Below are 20,291 nucleotides of genomic sequence, written 5' to 3' on the forward strand. Positions count from 1 at the left end.
AACAATCGTCAGTCCCGACAGTGATGTTTGTGCACATATAGTCAAGGCTTCAATCGTACTATCATTTATATAAACTTCTTTCTGATCCAAAATTGGGGGTTCTTCCAGATGAGCTATTTTATCTGCTACCGCTATCTGCAGTGCCTCATCTTCAATGTCGAAAGCACTTTCTAATTCTTGCTCTAGTTCTTGGCGCTTTACATTTAAACGCTTCTTCTTTAAAGCATTTATAGTGGCATTGCGTTTAGTGATTGGAGTAATAACTTCTTTTTTGACTTTATTAACAAAAGACATCGCTGCAGACATTGCTGGTGTTTTTTTCTCAGAAGCCTTACCGACTAATATTGCCCAAAGAATACAGACGACTCTCCAATTATCATGTTTCTTTGGCTCGATCTCGACATTACTACCGATTATGGCAGCAATCATTGTAATAAGCGCAACAGCGAGGTAATCAGGTGACATATTATCAATGCTGTACGCCTTTTCTCTCACAAATGCGCGTAATGATTTAGGCAACATTACATCAAGAAGTTTTAATGCTGGGGGAAGGTCATCCTCAATGAGAGGTCGAGTTAGCTCCCATTTTGTTGATGTATCCCCCCCACCTGCAACACCTGCATTACCTGCCGAGTGGAGAGAGGGCTCTAGGTTTGGTAGCTCAAGTTGTCGTTCATTTAATTCATCAGGTGTGCGTTTCACATCTTGAGTTGAATCGATGACCTCTGTTTTGGTGCTTCTTTTTTTAGTTTGGCTTGGTTCTATATTGGGTAGCTCTAATTGAGCTGTATGCTTATTTGATTTCATAGTTTCTTTGTTTCGATCAAACATCATTTATTTGAAAGTGCAACGCAAGTGCTGACAAAAAGAAATTTCACAGAATCAATCTATGCAATTGAAATAACGGCGAAGATTTTTTTAGGGGAGTTAAGAGGGCTCACCCTCTTGCAAGTGGCGAAACCAACATACGAAGTAATGTGGAGGTTTCCCTATCTTGACTACATCAGGCTCTAGGCAAGGTTTTGTTTCAGCGAGAAAAATTCATATAGTTTAGAAAAAGCATGTTGAAAAACTGGACGGTTATCACTCAAGCAACTCGCAACATTATGGCGAGGGAGCACTACCTATTGAATAAAAAACATAGGAATCATGTGCACACACAAGAAATAATAAATATCTACGGCTCAGAGGTACAGTCTCTGAATATGCTGAGAAACTGCGAGCGGTACAAATTAAAACAAGCTGCAGCAAGACGGGGGGGACGCCCTCCTAAAGAAGCGGTCGAGTTTTGCTTTACGTTACCAAAATCAATCCGTCCTTCACCTGAGAAGTGGCGTCAAATTCTTAATACACTCATGATAAATTTGGCGTCGCATCTTGATGTAAGAACTGGTCAATTAGCTCCGATTGCTCGTGCAGTCCTACACCAACAGGAACAAGATTCACACGTAAGAGGCAGCGGTGATCATATGCATCTGATCATTGGCAAGTTCACGAACAACCTTACGTACCTCGCAGATCTTCAGCGTAAGTCGACGACGAGACTACTTAAAACCGCATTTAATAACGCTGTCTATGAAACCACGGGGATCAGCCATCAATCATATCAACTGCAAAAAAGCTATATCGGTACAGCAAAGAAGAAGGCACCAAATTGGAAAGTAAAAGCTGCCCGCAAACAGGAAGAGATCGCATCACAAGAACAGCAACTCAAGCGTATGATAAACCAAGCTAAAAAATGGATCTGCGCGTTTGAGGCCAATGACAAAAAGCAAATGAGCAGGCAGTACAATCGCCTTATGAAAGAACTGGACACGTTAGGTGAATGTAATGGTGAAACCCACTCGTTGTATAAACTGATGCAGCAGTTAGTTTGCAAAGTAGAGATGAAAGGGCAACTGACATGTAGGCGACGTGACTCACTGTCTCGACGTATATCTGCGACTAAAGGTGCTAATTAGTTGCCTTGCTATCGGGAAACCTTTTGGCAAAAGAAAAGACACCGATAGGCGGTGTCTTGGGGTTTAATTTAGTCTAATAATTTTTTTAATTTAAACACTCGCTTGTACTATATGCACAATAGCTTATTGCTCTTCTATAAGGTTCTTTTTGATAATCAGGCAAGCCAGAGACTAATAATGGGACATCATGAAGGCTACGTGCTACTTTAGCTTCTTTTAAGATACGTACACCTTCGTCATCTTTACTTTCAGATAAAATAATATATGACTTATCATCTGAATCCTTATTCGTCTCTAGAAACTTGATAGCATTAACAAAATCTGACTTAACAATATCCGTATTGCCATCACTGTCTACGCTATCATTAAATGTAGCGTTGTTTAATTCCTTAATTAATAGGTCGTCATATGCTAAGAATAGATCTTTGCTACTTAGCAGTTCGATGGGAAGGGCGACATCGCTCTCTAAACCATTACTCATAATAAATGCACTAACAACATAACCGAATCCTTTTTCACCAGTATTTCCCCAACGGAGCGTTTCAGCATTAAAATACCCCCCTGTTTTTTTGCTCAATGCTCTAGCGACTTTATGCAGTCGGCTACCAGTGATACTACGTCCAATATTATCGAACTTATTATTTGCTATAACTTTACGTTGATTCAATTGCTCTTTCGCAGCGTCGAGAATGGCGTCAGACTCTAGCATATTTACATACGCTTTAGACAGAGTATCGTTATTATTTACAACAATTTCATTAATTGCTTCATTCTGTTCTTTTGTTAGGACTGCGTCTGTGTTGTTTATATGCATAGAATAATGACAGGTACCATTTTCTTTATTAAGAATAGTCTGCATTGAGATTCCTGTATAATAGTCAGATATTGGACAAGCATTATCAGAAATAGAATATTTGTGAGTTGCATTAAAAACATATAATTTGTTACGTTGAATAGGTATTTCGTTATCAAGTACATACTCAAACATCTTATCTTTTACTGCCTTAACTTGACTTCTGTAAGCATCGCGAGATTTATTCATATCCAATTTGGCATTATCAACAAGATCATTATAGGGTTTAATATAGTCGTCGTATTTTTCCCTAAGGTCTAATGCATTTTTTAAGTGAGGGACATACTCTGCTAAACTACCGTTATATTTACGATTGCTATATATATCCCAAAGAACCTCGTCCGAAATACTATTCTCAATTTCAGTCATTTTTCCGTGGTAAGTGATAATTTTATTGAACTTCGTAACAATTTGCTCTTCAACCTTATCACTTAACCCAAGGCCTTCAATATAATTAATTCGCGACTCTATACTGGCGATTTCATCAGGTCTTTTATTAACACCACTTTTATCATACATAACACCATGATGATTGTAGGTTGATAATATATTACTTTGCAGATCAAGCTGAACCTTCGAGTCGAAAATAGAGTTCTCTGAAGGTTTCACTATAATTATTTGTGAATTTTTTAAGCTTTTATCTGATCTGGTTTTTACAATAGTTTCACTACCACAGCCAATTAAAACAGTAGAAACAACAATAGGCATAGTGGCCATCACCAACTTTTTCACTTCTTAAACTCCATAAGTGTTGTAATTAAAATATTTCTTACATTTGCTATATCAATATCTTCAATTTGAAGAGCCTTTCCTTAATCAATAAAGTAAACCATGAACCCATGCTCTGTTGAGATTATCTGAAAGTATTTTACCCAGATAACTTTTGATTCCTTCACATAGGTAGTGTCACAGCTCAACTTTAGAATGAGAATATCTTATTCATTTTCTGGCAATGCTTGATTGTGTCTGAATTGTTTTATCCAAGCATAAGCCTACACAACTGAAATCCAACTAGTGCGAGAGTCACCATCTCTGATATTCGATAAGGTGCCTTAAAAATGATCACGAGCGACGACACAAACCAGCCACTCGATTTGTGACCTGCAAATACATAGAGCAACTGACTAACCGCTGAAAATACGCACAGCAATGCTAAAAACAACAATGGGATAACAGACCAATATCCATCCATGTTATCCAGTGGCGAAAATATACTCAGATCACGGTGGTTGGTATAGAGGTAAAACAAAACTAAGGAAACAAAACATGCATTGAAGAAATTTAAGTTCTCTATTCCCAGAGATGTTCTTTCTTGATTTTCATATTCTTCCCTTAACTCAGTAGATGATTTATCCACCGTCGCTGTATCGTATTCCGTTGTTGTTGTGCCATCACTGTATGTAATCTCTGTTCTTCGTCCAGTAAAGACTGTCTTAGTTGCTTTGGAGCGAAATACAAAAACCACCAACACATATAAAACAGCCAAAGGCCACAATTTGGAAATAAATTCCAGTGGAACGACGTAAAGTTGTCCATACGGTGCCGCGATGAAATGCAACAAGAATGGAAGAAATAGTGGTAAAAGTCTGAAAATCATAATGCATTTAATATGTTTAGTGTGTATGAATCGTTGCAGCAGTTGCCGCACTGCCGTGAAATCCGTTTTCACGAAAAAGAAAAGACACCGATAGTCGGTGTCTTAGGATTTGTGTTAGTAAGTTTTAAAGCATTGCTTTCCACCACCAGTCAGATCACCAACCTCTTTCACGAAATAACCGCAAACTGATGCAGATAAATTTCGATGGTAAGTGACTGTCATGCCTTTTGATGGGGATAGGAATTTGAATTCTTCATCGTTTGACACCTCATAGTAGAAAGATTCGTTTTCATTACCCTTAAATGTAACGACCTCTACAATCATTCCATTATCTTTGAACTCACTTGTGGTAGCACTAGATGCTTTTTTAACTTCCTTAAACTCACCCATTGCCAGAGCTTTGAGGCTATTGATACCCTCACCGACTGCATAGCTAGCACCTACTGTTAGGCTTGCTGCTGCAGCTACTGCTAATGCGATAACTTTTACTGCTTTCATGTTAGTACCTTTTAAAATGTGGTGTTGTAACCAACTAACTAGAAATATGTTTCTTATAGATCTTTCAGCCTGTACCATTCTTGATATATCGAGGGCTCTTCTTTGAGGTCGACGGCTGTGTACTCCAAGAACCACCACATGTTCGCGATATTGCTTAGAGTATTGCGATGTCGACCAACAGGCTTCATTGCTGTGCACTTTTCCTTAGTCATTGGATACCCATCTTCATCAGCGACGACACTATGACGGTCACGAACAGGTAAGTGTGTACACAGCTCAACGCGAAGCCCATCTCTCTTTAATTTGATGTAGTAGTCTTGCTGAAAAGCGTGGAGCGGGTGCAGTGGGAACACGCGATTGATGTCAAACTCGGTTTTATGAATGTCGGTTTTGATGCTGCCTTCGGCTAGGCTAATTAACTTCACTCGAACTCTCGCAGTGGAGCCACTATCAAAAATGCCCCGTGTAAAAAGCGTGACGGGGTAAGTCCCTTCTCCATTTACCACAGCATGCCAACCAAGATCACCATAAAACCCTCGCTCGATTTTCTCCTTAGTGGTCATAAAAGCCGCAACTAAAAAAGCAACAATGACAAAGGCAACAATAGTGATGAAGATATTGCGCAGAATAATGAGGAAGCGCTTAAATCCTGTTCGTTTTTTCTTTTTAGGATTATTGCTTTCATTGTTGGGTACTTCGTTTTCTCCGCTCGCTACAACGCCTACGTTGAGTGGAGCTCTGCTTTCTCCTGTTGCCATTGATGAGAACGGCACTGGTTGGCTAGCACTCTCTTTGTGTGTCAAAGCGCTTCGCAATATCAGCTTGGTTAACAACAAAGCAATGAGAGAGGTAAAGCCGATAACCACGTAATCGATGATCATATCCGTGGCAAACTCTCGGAAGTAAGAGGCGTTACTTAAGACTCCATTCGCAATCAGTTCCATTTCTTCGTAGTGCGAAAGGTATGCCCTCCCATAAGAGATAGGCTCGATGCCAGTATTCATCCAAAGCATCATATTTGAAAGGAAGTAGCTACTAGTCAGCACTTCAGCCAAAAGACTAAGCTTGACTTTCATCGAGTATGTTGAAATGTCTGGATTTCGTTTATAAGCAATACCGCCGAGTAAAACGAGGCTTATTAGAAGGAAAGGAACGAGATCACCCCAAAGACGCAACTGCAGCGGGAAGCTTTCCCAATACGCATCTATGGTTACTTGGTAACGAATTCTATCGGAGACACCAAGATCGATCATGTGCCCAGCTTCCATGCTAAAGAAGTAGACGCCAAGACCGTAAGTGAAGATGACGATTAGAGTGGCAATAGCCGCCCCATAAAGAAATATTGAATGGTTTTTGACGTTCACTTTTTTAAGCCGTATGTATCTTTAAATATTATTATGTGTATTAAAAGAGAGGTGCCTCTAGATAAGCCTCTAATGATCAAAGAATAAACTTTCAACTTAATCATGAGCTTATATGCGCCAAACAGGATAATGATAAAGAGGTGTAATAAAAGAAAAGCCCGACATTCAGCCAATTTATTGTGATTAACTTCACATCATTTGAGGGGCGCTGTACGATTTAAACACAGAAAAAGCCAACAAAGATAAAATCGTGAACTAATGGGAAATTGTGTATATTAAATAAAAAACACATGAACATTTCGTACACTTCACTCGGAAAAGCCCTGCTTAACAACAAAGAAATCAAACGAGCATTGATGTTAAAGCAAGTACAAGATATTTGTTTAAAAGAAGGTTTTCTCACGTCACATGATGTTTTCACCCATTCTAGGCAATATGAATGGGTTAAAAACGTCGTTGATGACCATCTCGTTGGTACAGGAATACTAAAGCAGTTGATTTTCAAACACGCCGAACCTAACGATAACTGTGAACTGTTAAAATCGATAATTCGAGACATTGTAGAAAGGCTCATGAGCCAGCATCAACCTTTTCCCCGACGACGTTAAGCGATCGGTTAGGGTGCCTATTAGCACCCAATTCTTGTTCAAACGATACTGATTCGATTAACCACCATTTGCAGACTTCCTAAGTTAATCTGTTTGCCATATCTACCGAAAGTGATTGTGGGTTTTGCGTGACCTACGAGATCTGCAACAATATTTTCTGCAATCCCCAGTTGTTGAAGCTCGTCAATGAAAGTATGCCGAAAGCTATGCAGCGTTGGTCGATGGTTAGCCATGAACCCCAGCTCATCAAGCAGTTTGCTGAAGCGATGAATAAATGCTTTCGACCAATCCTTGTTGGTTCCCATCGGTTTAAAACTAAATAGCTTTATCTGCCCATTCTCGTATCTGTTTTGAGCATATCGAAGGAAACCTCGATTGATTAAGTAAGGGTGAAGCGGCACTAAACGATTAGCAGATGGGGACTTCATTCGCTTGTAATCCCCACTACCATTAATGTCGATACACCAGATATCATCAATACACTTTATGTCCCCAGTATCTAGCTGACATATCTCAGAGACACGAGCGCCTGAGTATAGAAGCAATTGGGGGATCCAGTAGTCCTCTAGCTCACTCTGTGTCAGCTCAATCCCTTTATCTGGCGGGCTAAGGCTTTTATGTTTGAATAACTTGGTTAGGTCTTGTTTTGACCACCTCTGACGCTGTTGTGAGTGTTTTAACTGTCTACGCTGAACGGTGACGCCTTGAAAGACATTCTTAGCCACATCCTCTCTTAAACATAACCACTTATAAAACTGCCTAAGCGCAGCCATGTATTCAACGACGGATTTTTCAGCTTTGCCATCGCTGAGTAACTTATCTCTAAACTCCATCGCAAGCTTTGGTGTGGCGTCATACACATGAACTTGAGAAAACGTGATGAAAGAGTGGATGCGAGACTCTAACTGTTGAATTGATCGGGGAAGTATTCCCGTAGCCTGTTTGGATTGGATGAACTTATCCAACACGTTGCGGTTGGTCGCTCGACTCTCTGCCAATTTTGTTTTTTGTGCAGGGGATGCAGGTGTTGCAGGTATGCTCCCCATTTGGATAGCTGTAGTGCCAAAATCGTTCTTTCGAAGACGAGCTAACTCATATTTCAAGTGTTTGATTATAAATTGGGAATCATCACTTTCAGAGCATGATGCGATGTGGGAGCGAATATGTCCGATGACAACCATTAAGCGATCTATCGCGACGGCTCGCCGCTTAGTGTTTAGGGAGAAACGAAGTTCTTTGGGAAAACCTTGCAATATTCGTTGCTGAGAAAAGCAGTAGCGAGCGTAGTATGTGGCGTTGCGGTCTTTGAGTAGAAACATGATCGTATCACTTGGCAGTATCATGCCAAAAACGAACACATAAGAAAAAAGCCCGAGCCTTTGTATACCAAGGGCTCGGGCTTCATAAATGTGGCGGAGAGATAGGGATTTGAACCCTAGATACGCTATTAACGTATGCCGGTTTTCAAGACCGGTGCTTTCAACCACTCAGCCATCTCTCCGTGTGGGGCGCATAGTATAGGGGTTGGTTGGGCTTGTAAACCCCTATAAAAACTGTTTGCTTTATTTGTGAGCGGTTAGAACGAGTATTTCACACCAACACGGAAACGAGGCTCGTAAGAGTCTTTACCGTCTCTTGCGTCATCGGTGTTTTGTGCGACCATACCGAGCTCACCAAATGGGCGCCAGCCGTGATCAAAGCCTGAGTACTCACCTGTAAAGTTCACTAGGTTGAGATAGTTGTTGTCGCCTTTGTAGCCTTTGCTGTCCGATTGTTCGAATTTACCTTCGATATCGATACCAAAGCCAAAGTCGCCCATTTTGTAGCCAGACGTGAGGTTCAACTGGTTGTAGTGGCTTGAATCACTGCTTTTTGATTCGTTTTTGTAACCGTAACGGTAGCGAAGTGCCACGTTCCAATCACTGGTAATCTTTTGTGTACCGCGTAGATCGAATTTATGTGTTGCGGCAGAAGAGCTTGCGTCAATGGCGTAGGCAGGCTGTAACGTAAAGCTATCGGTGACTTTGTAGTTGTAGCTGACTTTGGTCTCATGGCCCACGTCTTTCAGTTTAGACAGGTCGAAGCTGTCATCGCCGTAACCCCATTTTACTTCTGCGCTCAAGCCAATACCGTTGTCGAATCCATGCGAAATGGCGAGTCGGTCACGATGTCTCGCGTCCATATCGCCTTCAGAAGCAATGTACTCATGACGTAGGTTCAGTGTCGTTGCATTCACTGCTGTTGCGGTTAGGCCAAGTAGGATGGCGGTGGTTAGGATCTTCTTCATCTAGAAACGCCTTTGTAGCTGTAGTTTTGATGGCGGCTAATGTAGTGATCTTTCTTAATAAAATGAACATTAAAATACTCAAATCGTGATCTATGAAACGATGTTTTATTTTGATGGGAATAACGTTTAAATTTTGTAAATTATTCGATGTTTTGCTTTTGTTATTTATTTTTATGCCCTAAAAATAAAATCATTCATCATCCCGATGTATCCTTTTCCTTGTGTTATTTTATTTATTTGATTTGAATCAATTTTATCCTTACCAAATCAGTTTCTGATAATTTTTTAGGATTAATAATCCATATTTTCTATCTTATGTGGCTTTTGTATCTGCTTTTTCGCTGTATTTAGCGTATTTTTGGACAGTTATTCTGATGTGTGAGATTGGCGCTTAGGTACCGTTTTTTGTAAAAATTTACAGTTCGCTTGTTTTAAAAAAATGAAAATAGAACTGCGTTTCACATTTTTTGTGTGTATATCATTAAAAATGTTATTTAAGATCACAATTACATTTTTTCGACGTGAAATCCCTCACAGAGTTGCGTTAAATGAATAGTGAAGCCAGCAGGCGTATTGCTAAGGGAAGTGTCTAACCGGCTGGCATATAACTCTAAAGAGGACGAGAAAATGTATGAAAATCGTAAGCTTGGATTGGCGTACCTGTCTCCCTATATCATCGGGTTGATAGTGTTTACCGCCTTTCCATTTGTGTCATCATTTTTGATGAGCTTCACCGATTACGATCTCATGAATTCGCCTGAATTCGTTGGGATTGAGAACTATCGGTACATGCTCACTGAAGATGATGTGTTCTGGAAGTCAATGAGCGTTACATTCTTGTACGTTTTCTTGACCATCCCAGTCAAACTGGCGTTCGCGTTGTTCATAGCTTTTATCCTGAATTTTAAACTCAAAGGAATTGGCTTTTTCAGAACCGCGTACTACATCCCTTCCATTCTAGGTTCAAGTATCGCTATTGCCGTACTGTGGCGCGCGTTGTTCGCGATCGACGGTGTGCTCAATGGTGCGCTTGGCTTCTTTGGTGTGGAGCCTATCAGCTGGTTAGGTGAACCGGCATTTGCACTCTTCTCCATCACTTTGCTACGTGCTTGGCAGTTTGGTTCGGCGATGGTTATTTTCCTCGCGGCGCTACAAAACGTGCCTCAGTCTCAATACGAGGCGGCGTTGATTGATGGTGCGAGCAAATGGCAAATGTTCTTGAAAGTGACGGTGCCACTGATCACGCCGGTTATCTTCTTTAACTTCATTATGCAAACCACTCAGGCGTTCCAAGAGTTTACCGCTCCGTACGTGATTACCGGTGGCGGACCAATGAAGTCCACTTATTTAATCTCTCTCTACATCTACGAAACCGCGTTCAAGTTCTTTGACATGGGTTACGGCAGTGCTTTGGCTTGGTCATTGTTTGTTGTTGTGGCCATCTTTACGGGCATTACGTTCCGTTCATCGAAGTACTGGGTCTTCTACTCTGGCGATAAGGGAGGGAAATAATCATGTCAGTTATTACGGTTGAAAATCAAGCGGTTGACAATGGTGCAGAGAATGCACGCACGATTCGCCGCGAAAAAATCAATGCCTTTATTCGCTATGTTGTGTTGATTGGTGTGGGCTTTTTGATGCTCTACCCACTGCTGTGGATGTTCACGGCAGCCATGAAGCCCAACCATGAAATTTTCTCGTCGATGAGCCTTATCCCCTCTGAATGGAGTCTGGAAGGGTTTATCAATGGCTGGAAAACAGGGACTGAATTTACCTTCGGTCACTACATCTTAAACACGTTCTATTATGTGCTACCAAAAGTATTCTTTACGGTTGTCTCTTCGACCATCGTGGCCTACGGCTTCGCTCGATTTGACATCCCGTGGAAGAAGTTCTGGTTTGCGACATTGATTGCGACCGTGTTACTCCCTCAATCGGTTCTGCTTATTCCTCAATACGTGATGTTCCGTGAGATGGGTCTGCTCGATAGCTACTTACCGCTGTACTTGCCTTTGGCATTTGCAACGCAAGGCTTCTTCGTTTTCATGTTGGTTCAGTTCCTTCGCGGCGTACCAACAGATATGGAAGAGGCAGCGATGATCGATGGCTGTAATTCACTTCAGGTACTTTGGCATGTTGTCGTACCGGTGATTCGTCCTGCGATTATCTCGGTAGCGCTGTTCCAGTTCATGTGGTCGGTTAACGATTTCTTGGGTCCACTGATTTATGTCTCAAGTGTCGAAAAATACCCGATTGCACTGGCTCTGAAGATGTCAATTGACGTCACTGAAGGGGCGAAGTGGAACGAAATTCTAGCAATGGCTTCTATCGCCATCATCCCATCCATCGTGGTGTTCTTCATGTCTCAAAAATACTTTGTTGAAGGCGTCACCAGTAGCGGTATTAAAGGTTAATTTGGAGTAAGAACAATGGCTGAAGTGAAATTTAAAAAGCTAGAGAAAGTATATTCAAACGGTTTCAAGGCGGTACACGGTGTCGACTTGACCATCAAAGACGGTGAGTTCCTCGTCATCGTTGGGCCATCTGGCTGCGCGAAATCAACCACGCTACGTATGTTGGCGGGCTTGGAAAACATCACCGGTGGTGAAGTCACCATTGGCGGCAAAGTGGTCAACAACTTGGCACCCAAAGATCGCGGCATTGCGATGGTGTTCCAAAACTACGCCCTTTACCCACACATGACAGTAAAAGAGAACTTGGGTTTTGGTCTTAAGTTGCAAAAGCTGCCCAAAGACGAAATCGAAGCGCGCGTTAATGAAGCAGCCAAAATCTTGGAGATTGAAGAGTTGCTCGACCGCTTACCGCGTCAGTTGTCAGGGGGCCAAGCACAGCGTGTGGCAGTAGGCCGCGCTATCGTGAAAAAGCCGGACGTATTCTTGTTTGACGAGCCACTGTCAAACCTAGATGCCAAGCTTCGCGCGTCAATGCGTGTGCGCATCTCGGATCTGCACCGTCACCTTAAGAAAGAGGGCAGCTCTGCGACGGCGGTTTACGTGACGCACGACCAAACCGAAGCAATGACCATGGGCGATCGCATCTGTGTGATGAAGCTCGGTGAGATCATGCAAGTCGATACACCGGATGAGCTCTACAACAACCCCGTCAATATGTTTGTGGCTGGCTTTATCGGTGCACCGGAGATGAACCTACGTGATGTTCAATTGCACGATGAAGAAGATGGCTTGTACGTGGCGATCGGCGACCAGCGTTTGAAACTGCCACAAGCGAAAGCGGAGCAAATTCGCTCACACAAATGTGAGAAAGCAGTGCTCGGTATTCGCCCAGACAGTATTACCTTGCAGATGGCTGAAGATGATGCTCTACCGACGATCACAGGCGATGTGGTGCGTATGGAGAACATGGGCCATGAGGTGTTTGTGTACTTTAGAGTGAATAATCAAGAATTTACCGCTCGTGTGCCGATTGACGATGTGAAAGACAAGCTGGGCATGGAAACGCGCAGTAATGTTAAATTCGTTGTTGATATGCAAAAAGCGCACATCTTTAACAAAGAAACTGAACAGAATATTTCTTTATTACGATAATAATTGGAGAAACATCCATGAACAAAAAGGTACTGACTACTCTTATCGCGTCGGCGATTGCCGCCACCTCTGCACCGTCTTTTGCTGACGTTGAACTGCGTATGTCTTGGTGGGGCGGTAACTCACGCCACCAAGCGACGTTGGAAGCGATTGAGAAGTTCCAACAAAAATACCCAGACATCAAGGTCAAAGCAGAATACACAGGTTGGGATGGTCACTTGTCTCGCTTGACCACACAGATCGCGGGTAACACTGAACCTGATGTGATGCAAACCAACTGGAACTGGCTGCCTATCTTCTCTCGTGATGGCGGTGGTTTCTACGACATGAGCCAAAAGGCGGATGCGCTGCACATTGCGAACTTCCCGAAAACGGCGATGGACATGACCACAGTCAACGGAAAAATCAATGGCTTACCAGTCAGTATGACGTCCCGCGTGTTCTACTACAACAAGCAGAAGTGGGAGCAAGCTGGGGTGGATTACCCAACTAACTGGGACGAGTTGATGGCCGCGGGTAAAGCGTTTGAGAAAAACCTCGGCGCGGATCACTACCCACTGGTTATTGAAGCGCGCGACGTATTTGCGATGAACCGCTCTTACATGCTGCAAACCACGGGTAAAGACATCATCAGCGCTGAGACCAACATGCTCAACTACGAGCAAAAAGAGATGGAAGCCTTCTTCCAGCTTTATGTGGATCAGGTCAGCAATCACGTGTTCCCATCAACCAAAGAGTTCGCTTCGTACGGTAAAGGCAACTTGTATGAAATGCGCCCTTGGATTGACGGTCGCTTCGGTGGTCTATACATGTGGGATACAGCTATCGCGAAATACACCGCCAACCTTGATCCTTCAATGACATTGGAGCTAGCGCCTTACCCAATGGCGCCGGGTGCAACTGACTCAGGTCTGTTGGCGCGTCCTTCGATGATGTTCTCGATTGGTCGTAACACTAAGCACCCAGAAGAAGCGGCGAAATTGGTCGACTTCTTGCTAAACGATCCTGTGGGTGTTGAGGCGCTAGGTCTCGCTCGTGGTATTCCATTGAGCACCGCTGGCCTTACAACGTTGGATGCCAAAGGCGAAATCGACCAAGAAGGCTTGTCTTACCTAGGTTACTTGCAAGCGCAATCGTTGCCAAAAGAAGTGCTGCCAACCACATACACAGACAACGCTCAGTTGATGGAGCTGTTTAGTGAAGTGATGCAAAAACTGGATTACGGCCAAACTGATGCGTCTGGTGCTGCCAAAGACTTCCTACGTCGCGGCGACCGCATCTTGAAACGCATGGCGAAGTAATCGCTAGAGTAGGGCGCGAAGTCAGATGGCTTCGCGCCTTTTTCTTTTGGTCAACTTTTTCGGTTAATAAGGACCTGTCTATTAAGGATTCTCTATGACGGACACTGCCAATCGTCGCACCTTTCGCCCCTATATTGATCTGTTTTATGCCCGTAGCTTAGAGCTAGGGAATCACCCCCAGACGGGCCTGATGGCTGACGGCCTGGATGTCACCACCTTACAGCCTGTGATGTGGACCTACCCCGACGGGCGCCAAGCCCCAATGAGCAACTTTGCCAGCCAACAAAATCTGATGCGCGGATACATCGGCTACAGCATGCTCACCGGTGATAATCACTACTTTACGCACGCCAGCGAACTGAGCGAAAGCATCTTGACCCGTTACCACGACAAACCCAGTGGATTACTGCATTGGGGAGGGCATCGATTTGTCGATTGGGCCAGTGGTGCCATCGAAGGCCCGGCAAGCAAAGAGTGTGTCCACGAACTTAAAAACCACTTCCCATTTTACGATTTGATGTATCAGACCGAGCCGGCGGTGACTGAGCGCTATTTGAGTGGTTTTTGGGCGTCACACGTGATGGATTGGGACAAATGCGATCTTACGCGACATGGCGAATATGGCCGAGAGCAACCGGAATCGATATTTTCCCGCCATACGCCTAAAGACGCCGTTGATGCGAGCGCATGGCCTACGTTGCCGGAAACGGTCGGGCTGACGTTTGTTAATGCCTCAACCGATCTGATTTACGCCGCGTGTCACGCCTATCGCTACACGCACGACCAAGCGGCGCTGACTTGGGCTAAGCACCTCTATCGACAATTTGTGCTCGCCCGTCATCCAAAGACCCGTATGCCGGTCTATCAATTCTCTTCACCCTTGCAGCGAGAGCCTGTGCCTGAGGATGATCGTTTGACCTACTCTTGGTTTGGCGATCGCGCGCGGCGTCAATTCGGACCTGAGTTTGGCCCTATTGCGCTTGAAGCCAATGCGCTGTTTCGTGATTGCTGGGCGCTGGTGGTGGATAATCCGCTGGCTCTGTTAGCTTGCCCTGAAGTGTGTGAAGACAAAGAGTGGCTTGGCTGGATCATTGATGGCATTGAGGGCTACTTTACTCACGCTTGGGATGAGGCAACCAATCAAATGAAGCCGTGCTGGGCTGATGGGACCGACTTAACGGGCTATCAGTTTGTGCGAGATGGCTATTATGGCGACAAAGGCACCACATTAGCGCGTCGTGATGCCGATCCTGCCTACTCATTGACGCTGACGCGCGCCTATCGAGCCAGCCAAAACGAGCGTGTTGAGCGCCTATTAAAACGCATGCTGACGCGCTTTGAACTCGCCCGTTTTGAGTCCTCAGCAGGGCCCTTGATTGAGGTAGCTAGCGAGACGTCACTCTGTTCGAGCTACTTGCTATTGGCGCTGATAGAGATGCATCACATCGACGGCGATCATCGTTGGTTGACGTTAGCAGACAGCGCGGCAACGCAACTGATTGAGCAGCATTGGCACAGCGAAAGTGGCTTGTTTGTTGCCAATAAAGCGGTCAAGTACGCCCGTTTTGACGACCCGATTCCCTATGCGCTGCTTTGTCTTGAAGCGGCGCATCAGGGGATTTACGATGAACTGCCTACTTTGGTTTCAAGCGGTGGCTACTTGCATGGCGATCGTCAAATGGGTGATCAGGTGCACGTCGTCTATGACCGAGATGTCATCTATGGTGAGCGTCACAATGAGATGGCGATGACGGCGCAATAACCGTCAATCTTGCAGCCCTTCGTTAGCTGAAGGGCTGCTGCGGTTTCCAGCCAAGTTCGCTGTGCTCGTCAATCTCACGCTGTTGCTGCGGCAGTGCGTGAGCGCCTTCACCTCGATTACCTACCAATTCAAATCGACTTTGCTCTGGGGTAAACCACACTCGCTTGCCGTCTCGACCGCGGCCACTCATGGATGTCCAATCGCTGACATGTTCGCCAAGTTCACACTCTACGTAGGCACAATGCCCAATAGCATTCGGGTCGGCGTAATGGCCATCAGAGAAGTGCGTGGTGGGGTGCCAAGGGCGGCCGAGTGCATAGCTGCCTTTGGGGACGTCAGCTTCGGCATCGATAACGCAGCGGTAGAAGACCAAACCCAGGGGTACACAATGAGGTGTGCTCGGCGCAGCGATGTAACCCCATAGCGCGTCCTTGGGTCTGTCACTTCTGGCGCGGCAAGTGATTCGGCACTGTTCAAATAAAGCGCTGCCGCGACCAAAGATAAAATCAATACTGCCCAGAATATGACATGTAGAGAAGTAGCTGCGTCCTGCGCTCACGTACAGGGTGTCGTGATAACTATCGAGTATCAGATCGTGGCCAATGAAATAGTCAGCGTGATGGCCAACCAATAGGGCGACGGATTGGGTGTGCGTGAGTTTACTGTGATCACTATCGTTTTTCGCTTGGTTGGCAATAAAGTCGAACGAGTTGCGAATCGTGAGATGAGCCAATGTGCAGTGCTGGTTATCGACGATGACGACGCGGCTACCGTAGGTGCCGCCTATAGAGCCATCGTCCAACACCATTTGATTGGCGATCTTACTATCGATCACGGTTTCACGTGCGCATTCACCGACTAGCGACACTTTGGCGCGTGCAATTGTCAGCCGCTCTGGATAGTGACCTTTGCGAATAAAAATCCGATACGGAGCATCATTCGCGGGGGCAGCCTCGATCGCCGCTTGAATAGAGGTAAAATCAGCGCCACCTGCGCTATCGACGATGGCATGGTATTGAGTCATAGTAAATCCATAAAATGAACCGTTGGTTTATTTTATGGATTTTGATACTGAGGTTCTGTGATGCGTCGCCGTATAAACGAGAAAGGGCTCATCCGAAGATAAGCCCTTTAGGGATAAATGGTCGGACTGACTGGATTTGAACCAGCGACCCCTGACACCCCATGACAGTGCGCTACCAAGCTGCGCTACAGTCCGATTCGCTTAATTTACCATATTCAACGTAAGCGTCAATTATAACATTATGATTTAGTTGCTCTTTGTATAAAATCTCTGCAATTCGGTTAAACCTTGCATTAACACCGGCAGTGTAGGGTTGTCGTCTTGTAATCGCTGGTAGTTTGCATCGTACAATTTGTAGTTGCCGAACTTGTCGATCACCGTGGTGTTTTTGTTGGTAATCAGGGCTAACTCACGCGAATCACCGGCTAAAATCCATTTGCGAGAACGCTCATCAAACAAATTGCGACCACTACTAAAGTCACTTGGGTTTGACGATACCCCTAACATGTCTTGCAGCAGCGTCACCGAGAAGTCGAGGTGGCTGGTGCGGTGAGTAAAGGTGGCCGCGACCTTACCTGGCCAATGGATCACCATCGGCACCTGAAGTTGGTATCGGCTGTAATTACTGTTCGCGCCCCAACTGTTGGTCTGGGTTTCATTGAACTCTGCGCCGTGGTTTGAGGTGATCACCACAATGGTGTCTTCCTCGAGACCTAGGGTATCGAGCGCGTCAATCAGCAGCGCGACTTGTTTGTCGGCGTGCTGAACGGATTTGTGGTAACCGGCGATGAGCTTTTCCGTCGAGGTTTGTTTGTCGTTGTTGTCACTGCTGTAAGCACTGAAGTTTTCGACAGGGGTGAGCTCAACGTAGCTAAACCAAGGTGACTTTTTCTGCTCTTGTACCCAAGTTGCCCATGCGTTAATGGTTTGCTCTTCGGCAGAGTGATCAGAATCGAAGGCAACGCCGTGGAAGTTCATACCGCGGAAAACGGTTTCGCCGTACAGCGCATCATCGAAGTTATCACTACTGAATAGGCCAAATTGGTACTCTTTGTCGACCAACGTATCAATCACAATCGGCTTGGAACCCTGCGCTTTAATGCTGCTGGCGTAGCTACTCGGTAGACCATAAAACAGACCAAACACACCAAAGGTGTCATTACTTGAGCTGTAGTGATTGGTAAAGTTCAGGTTTTGCGCGGCGAATTGCGCCGTCGCTGGCATCAACTGCTCATTCAAAGCATCGCCTCTGAGGTTGTTGACGCTCACCACCAATACGTTCAACTGGTTGGCGCGGCGATTGAACTCCAGTGGCTCAAGCGGGTAGCTGACCAGTTGGTTGCTGGTTTGGTTGTTCTCTAGGCGTTTGAGATATTGCTCTCGGTCCAGCAAGCCGTGTTTCTCCATAAAGGATTTAGCGGTCATCGGGTAGGAGAGCGGGAAGTTCGCACGTTGAGAGGTGATCGGATTGTAGAAATACGCATCCGCCCACACATAAATTAAGTGGCTAGTGATGAAGCTGATAAAGAACAGCGCCGAAATTGGGCGGCCGACGTGCTTATGAGAGAGTTTACGCTGCTTGCGCCACACCCATTCAGATAACGCCAATTGGAGCAAAAAGATGAGCGGTAACACCACAAACAAATGTTGCAAATCGGCACTGAGGGCAGAGGAGCTGTCATCGTTGAACAGCACTTCCCACACCACGGGCGTTAAATGCAAATTGATGGTCTGGTACGCTTGAGTGTCAATCAGCAATACGGTGAGTCCCACCGTTGCAAAACAGACCGCCACCAGGCGGAACAGTTTGCGTGACGGAAGGACAAACGTCAGCGGAAAGAGAACAAGGAGATACAGGGCAAATACGAGGAAGCCAAAATGCCCGACCCAAGAAACGGCCAGATAAAATTGACCGAGCAAAGTCTCAGGCCATGGTGATTGAGTGATATAACGGGTACCAATCAACATCGCAGCGATGATGTTGAAAAACGCAAACCAGTGACCCCAGCCGACGAGACGCGATACGCGCTCACCATATGTATTTCCGTTATCTACCATGTATCTTTATCTATTATCCGTTTATTTTTTAATGGCTTTTTTCTTCGATAGAAGAAATCAACGCCTGAGCAAATTTTTCAGCAATTGCTTTGCGTTGTGAAGGCGCAACATCCTGATTTAAGACATTGGTTGCGATATTTCCTGCGATCATAAGCGCCAGTTCTGGACCCGCGGCATGTTTGTCTAGGATAGCAGCCACTTCAGTTAAGATCTGTTCTACTTTCTCGTCGCTGTATTTAGATGTAATCGGCATAAAGACTCTAATGATGATAGTAAAGCGGCTTATGATACCCTACAATGCGATGCAACTGAAACCTACCCAGCGATAAAAATCACATGAGTTTGCACCTCTCTCACGTAATCTTACATCAACTTCAGAAAAATGATTCCGACGAGCTCATCGTCAATTACCGCAGTGCTTCTCTTGCCAATGATGCGTCGACAGAAAACCTCGTCGCAGAGCTGCATCGCGTGTTTCATTCTAAAGCGGGAAAAGGCTTTGGCTGCTTCAAATCAGACAGCGAATTTCAGCACTGGTTGCATGAACTGCGTAAAGGGGAGCGCGATTTTTACGACTTCTCACAAGTCAGCGCCAAGCGCTTAAAAGATGAGTTAGCGAAATACCCCTTTGCCGATGAAGGCATCTTGGTGATTGCACAGTATCAATCACTCGCGACTGATTACTTGTTTGTCGCCATCATTCCGTCTAATCAGAGCTTAAAGGTCACCGAAGGGCTGGACATTAGCGCCACCGATTATCTCGATCTTGGCAAAATGGACATTGCCGCGCGTATCGACTTGACGGCTTATGAGACCGATAAAGAGTCCAACCGCTATCTTGCCTACATCAAAGGGCGAGTAGGGCGCAAAGTGGCAGACTTCTTCTTGGACTTCCTGCAGGCAGAGGTCGGGCTCGACAGCAAGCAGCAAAACCAAGTGTTGATGCAGGCTGTGGATGATTTCTGTGCTGATTCCAAGTTAGAAAAAGACGAAGTACTGAGTTTTAAAAAGCAAGTGGCGGATTACTGCAGCGAGCAAATTAAAGCCGGCGATGAAGTCTACGTGAAAGAGTTGTCTGGTGAGTTGTCCCCCTCGCATGATGGCACAAGCTTTTTGGATTACACCCAAGAGCAAGGCTACCAACTTGAGGAGAGTTTCCCAGGAGATAGAACCGCAGTTCGTAAGCTGACCAAGTACGTTGGCGCTGGCGGTGGCCTGAGTATTAACTTCGACAGTTTGCTGCTTGGCGAGCGTATTTTCTATGACCCGGAAACCGACACCCTGACCATCAAAGGCACACCGCCGAACTTGCGCGAGCAACTCAATCGCAAATGATGCATCGGTAAAGAGCAGAGCTTAGCTCAATCCCTATCTATGAGCCCGCGTATGTCGCGGGCTTTTTGTTGCGTTGT

At 45.1% G+C, this 20,291-nt stretch carries 17 protein-coding genes and 2 tRNA genes; 7 read left to right on the forward strand and 12 right to left on the reverse strand.

Annotation, left to right across the window (positions count from 1 at the left end):
• On the reverse strand, positions 1–807 hold an 807-nt coding region (locus tag AC6R0S_RS08960), incomplete at its 3' end, for a DUF3987 domain-containing protein (RefSeq protein ID WP_500637751.1).
• Positions 808–1,061: 254 nt separating this feature from the next.
• On the opposite strand from AC6R0S_RS08960, the gene AC6R0S_RS08965 reads away from it, so the two are divergent.
• Positions 1,062–1,961: a hypothetical protein gene (locus AC6R0S_RS08965; protein WP_500637752.1), complete on the forward strand. Its 900-nt coding sequence runs from the start codon at positions 1,062–1,064 to the stop codon at positions 1,959–1,961.
• An 85-nt stretch (positions 1,962–2,046) separates the two neighbouring features.
• On the opposite strand, the gene AC6R0S_RS08970 is transcribed toward AC6R0S_RS08965, so the two are convergent.
• The 7 genes from AC6R0S_RS08970 to AC6R0S_RS09000 form a co-directional block, all read right to left on the reverse strand.
• Positions 2,047–3,546, reverse strand: coding sequence for a hypothetical protein (locus AC6R0S_RS08970; protein ID WP_500637753.1), 1,500 nt, complete (start codon positions 3,544–3,546; stop codon positions 2,047–2,049).
• A gap of 244 nt (positions 3,547–3,790) precedes the next feature.
• A complete protein-coding gene (locus AC6R0S_RS08975) occupies positions 3,791–4,483 on the reverse strand; it encodes a hypothetical protein (protein ID WP_500637754.1) in 693 nt (230 codons plus the stop codon).
• Positions 4,484–4,525: 42 nt separating this feature from the next.
• Positions 4,526–4,909: a hypothetical protein gene (locus tag AC6R0S_RS08980; RefSeq protein WP_500637755.1), complete on the reverse strand. Its 384-nt coding sequence runs from the start codon at positions 4,907–4,909 to the stop codon at positions 4,526–4,528.
• A 53-nt stretch (positions 4,910–4,962) separates the two neighbouring features.
• On the reverse strand, positions 4,963–6,273 hold the full coding sequence (locus AC6R0S_RS08985) for a hypothetical protein (RefSeq protein ID WP_500637756.1): 1,311 nt from the start codon (positions 6,271–6,273) through the stop codon (positions 4,963–4,965).
• A gap of 646 nt (positions 6,274–6,919) precedes the next feature.
• On the reverse strand, positions 6,920–8,200 hold the full coding sequence (locus AC6R0S_RS08990) for a tyrosine-type recombinase/integrase (RefSeq protein ID WP_500637757.1): 1,281 nt from the start codon (positions 8,198–8,200) through the stop codon (positions 6,920–6,922).
• 91 nt (positions 8,201–8,291) lie between these two features.
• Positions 8,292–8,382: transfer RNA gene (locus tag AC6R0S_RS08995), tRNA-Ser, on the reverse strand.
• A gap of 75 nt (positions 8,383–8,457) precedes the next feature.
• On the reverse strand, positions 8,458–9,168 hold the full coding sequence (locus AC6R0S_RS09000) for an oligogalacturonate-specific porin KdgM family protein (RefSeq protein ID WP_500632242.1): 711 nt from the start codon (positions 9,166–9,168) through the stop codon (positions 8,458–8,460).
• A 627-nt stretch (positions 9,169–9,795) separates the two neighbouring features.
• On the opposite strand from AC6R0S_RS09000, the gene AC6R0S_RS09005 reads away from it, so the two are divergent.
• The 5 genes from AC6R0S_RS09005 to AC6R0S_RS09025 all read left to right on the forward strand — a co-directional run bounded on the left by AC6R0S_RS09005 (position 9,796) and on the right by AC6R0S_RS09025 (position 15,797).
• Positions 9,796–10,680 (forward strand): carbohydrate ABC transporter permease, encoded by an 885-nt coding sequence (locus AC6R0S_RS09005; RefSeq protein WP_334552657.1) that lies wholly within the window; start codon positions 9,796–9,798, stop codon positions 10,678–10,680.
• A gap of 2 nt (positions 10,681–10,682) precedes the next feature.
• A complete protein-coding gene (locus tag AC6R0S_RS09010; protein WP_334552655.1) occupies positions 10,683–11,582 on the forward strand; it encodes a carbohydrate ABC transporter permease in 900 nt (299 codons plus the stop codon).
• A gap of 15 nt (positions 11,583–11,597) precedes the next feature.
• Complete coding sequence (locus AC6R0S_RS09015) at positions 11,598–12,734, forward strand: ABC transporter ATP-binding protein (RefSeq protein WP_500632241.1); 1,137 nt, start codon at positions 11,598–11,600, stop codon at positions 12,732–12,734.
• Between the two features lie 17 nt (positions 12,735–12,751).
• Positions 12,752–14,035, forward strand: a complete 1,284-nt coding sequence (locus tag AC6R0S_RS09020; protein ID WP_500637758.1) for an ABC transporter substrate-binding protein — start codon at positions 12,752–12,754, stop codon at positions 14,033–14,035.
• A 94-nt stretch (positions 14,036–14,129) separates the two neighbouring features.
• Complete coding sequence (locus AC6R0S_RS09025) at positions 14,130–15,797, forward strand: pectate lyase (protein WP_500637759.1); 1,668 nt, start codon at positions 14,130–14,132, stop codon at positions 15,795–15,797.
• Between the two features lie 22 nt (positions 15,798–15,819).
• Here the strand turns inward: AC6R0S_RS09025 and AC6R0S_RS09030 are convergent, their stop codons facing one another.
• The 4 genes from AC6R0S_RS09030 to AC6R0S_RS09045 form a co-directional block, all read right to left on the reverse strand.
• Positions 15,820–16,821 carry a pectinesterase family protein gene (locus tag AC6R0S_RS09030; protein WP_500637760.1) on the reverse strand — a complete coding sequence of 334 codons (1,002 nt, stop codon included), beginning with the start codon at positions 16,819–16,821 and terminating at the stop codon, positions 15,820–15,822.
• Positions 16,822–16,939: 118 nt separating this feature from the next.
• Positions 16,940–17,016, reverse strand: a tRNA-Pro gene (locus AC6R0S_RS09035).
• Between the two features lie 51 nt (positions 17,017–17,067).
• Positions 17,068–18,879: a DUF3413 domain-containing protein gene (locus tag AC6R0S_RS09040; protein WP_500632237.1), complete on the reverse strand. Its 1,812-nt coding sequence runs from the start codon at positions 18,877–18,879 to the stop codon at positions 17,068–17,070.
• Between the two features lie 28 nt (positions 18,880–18,907).
• Entirely contained in the window at positions 18,908–19,132 is a 225-nt protein-coding gene (locus tag AC6R0S_RS09045) for a YejL family protein (RefSeq protein WP_334552646.1), read from the reverse strand.
• 83 nt (positions 19,133–19,215) lie between these two features.
• Here AC6R0S_RS09045 and yejK point away from each other — a divergent pair, with 83 nt between their 5' ends.
• Positions 19,216–20,214: a nucleoid-associated protein YejK gene (gene yejK / locus AC6R0S_RS09050; RefSeq protein ID WP_487901073.1), complete on the forward strand. Its 999-nt coding sequence runs from the start codon at positions 19,216–19,218 to the stop codon at positions 20,212–20,214.
• Positions 20,215–20,291: the final 77 nt, after the last annotated feature.

The sequence above is a fragment of the Vibrio sp. R15-SG3-ISO1B genome, from assembly GCF_059833835.1.

What these genes read in the sequence shown, in the direction of transcription:
- AC6R0S_RS09005 (WP_334552657.1), top strand. Translation starts at nt 9,796, where the DNA reads ATGTATGAAAATCGTAAGCTTGGATTGGCGTACCTGTCTCCCTATATC.
- AC6R0S_RS09025 (WP_500637759.1), top strand. Translation starts at nt 14,130, where the DNA reads ATGACGGACACTGCCAATCGTCGCACCTTTCGCCCCTATATTGATCTG.
- AC6R0S_RS09030 (WP_500637760.1), bottom strand. Translation starts at nt 16,821, where the DNA reads ATGACTCAATACCATGCCATCGTCGATAGCGCAGGTGGCGCTGATTTT.
- AC6R0S_RS09010 (WP_334552655.1), top strand. Translation starts at nt 10,683, where the DNA reads ATGTCAGTTATTACGGTTGAAAATCAAGCGGTTGACAATGGTGCAGAG.
- AC6R0S_RS09020 (WP_500637758.1), top strand. Translation starts at nt 12,752, where the DNA reads ATGAACAAAAAGGTACTGACTACTCTTATCGCGTCGGCGATTGCCGCC.
- AC6R0S_RS09015 (WP_500632241.1), top strand. Translation starts at nt 11,598, where the DNA reads ATGGCTGAAGTGAAATTTAAAAAGCTAGAGAAAGTATATTCAAACGGT.
- AC6R0S_RS08965 (WP_500637752.1), top strand. Translation starts at nt 1,062, where the DNA reads ATGTTGAAAAACTGGACGGTTATCACTCAAGCAACTCGCAACATTATG.
- AC6R0S_RS08990 (WP_500637757.1), bottom strand. Translation starts at nt 8,200, where the DNA reads ATGTTTCTACTCAAAGACCGCAACGCCACATACTACGCTCGCTACTGC.
- yejK (WP_487901073.1), top strand. Translation starts at nt 19,216, where the DNA reads ATGAGTTTGCACCTCTCTCACGTAATCTTACATCAACTTCAGAAAAAT.
- AC6R0S_RS08980 (WP_500637755.1), bottom strand. Translation starts at nt 4,909, where the DNA reads ATGAAAGCAGTAAAAGTTATCGCATTAGCAGTAGCTGCAGCAGCAAGC.
- AC6R0S_RS09045 (WP_334552646.1), bottom strand. Translation starts at nt 19,132, where the DNA reads ATGCCGATTACATCTAAATACAGCGACGAGAAAGTAGAACAGATCTTA.
- AC6R0S_RS09000 (WP_500632242.1), bottom strand. Translation starts at nt 9,168, where the DNA reads ATGAAGAAGATCCTAACCACCGCCATCCTACTTGGCCTAACCGCAACA.
- AC6R0S_RS09040 (WP_500632237.1), bottom strand. Translation starts at nt 18,879, where the DNA reads ATGGTAGATAACGGAAATACATATGGTGAGCGCGTATCGCGTCTCGTC.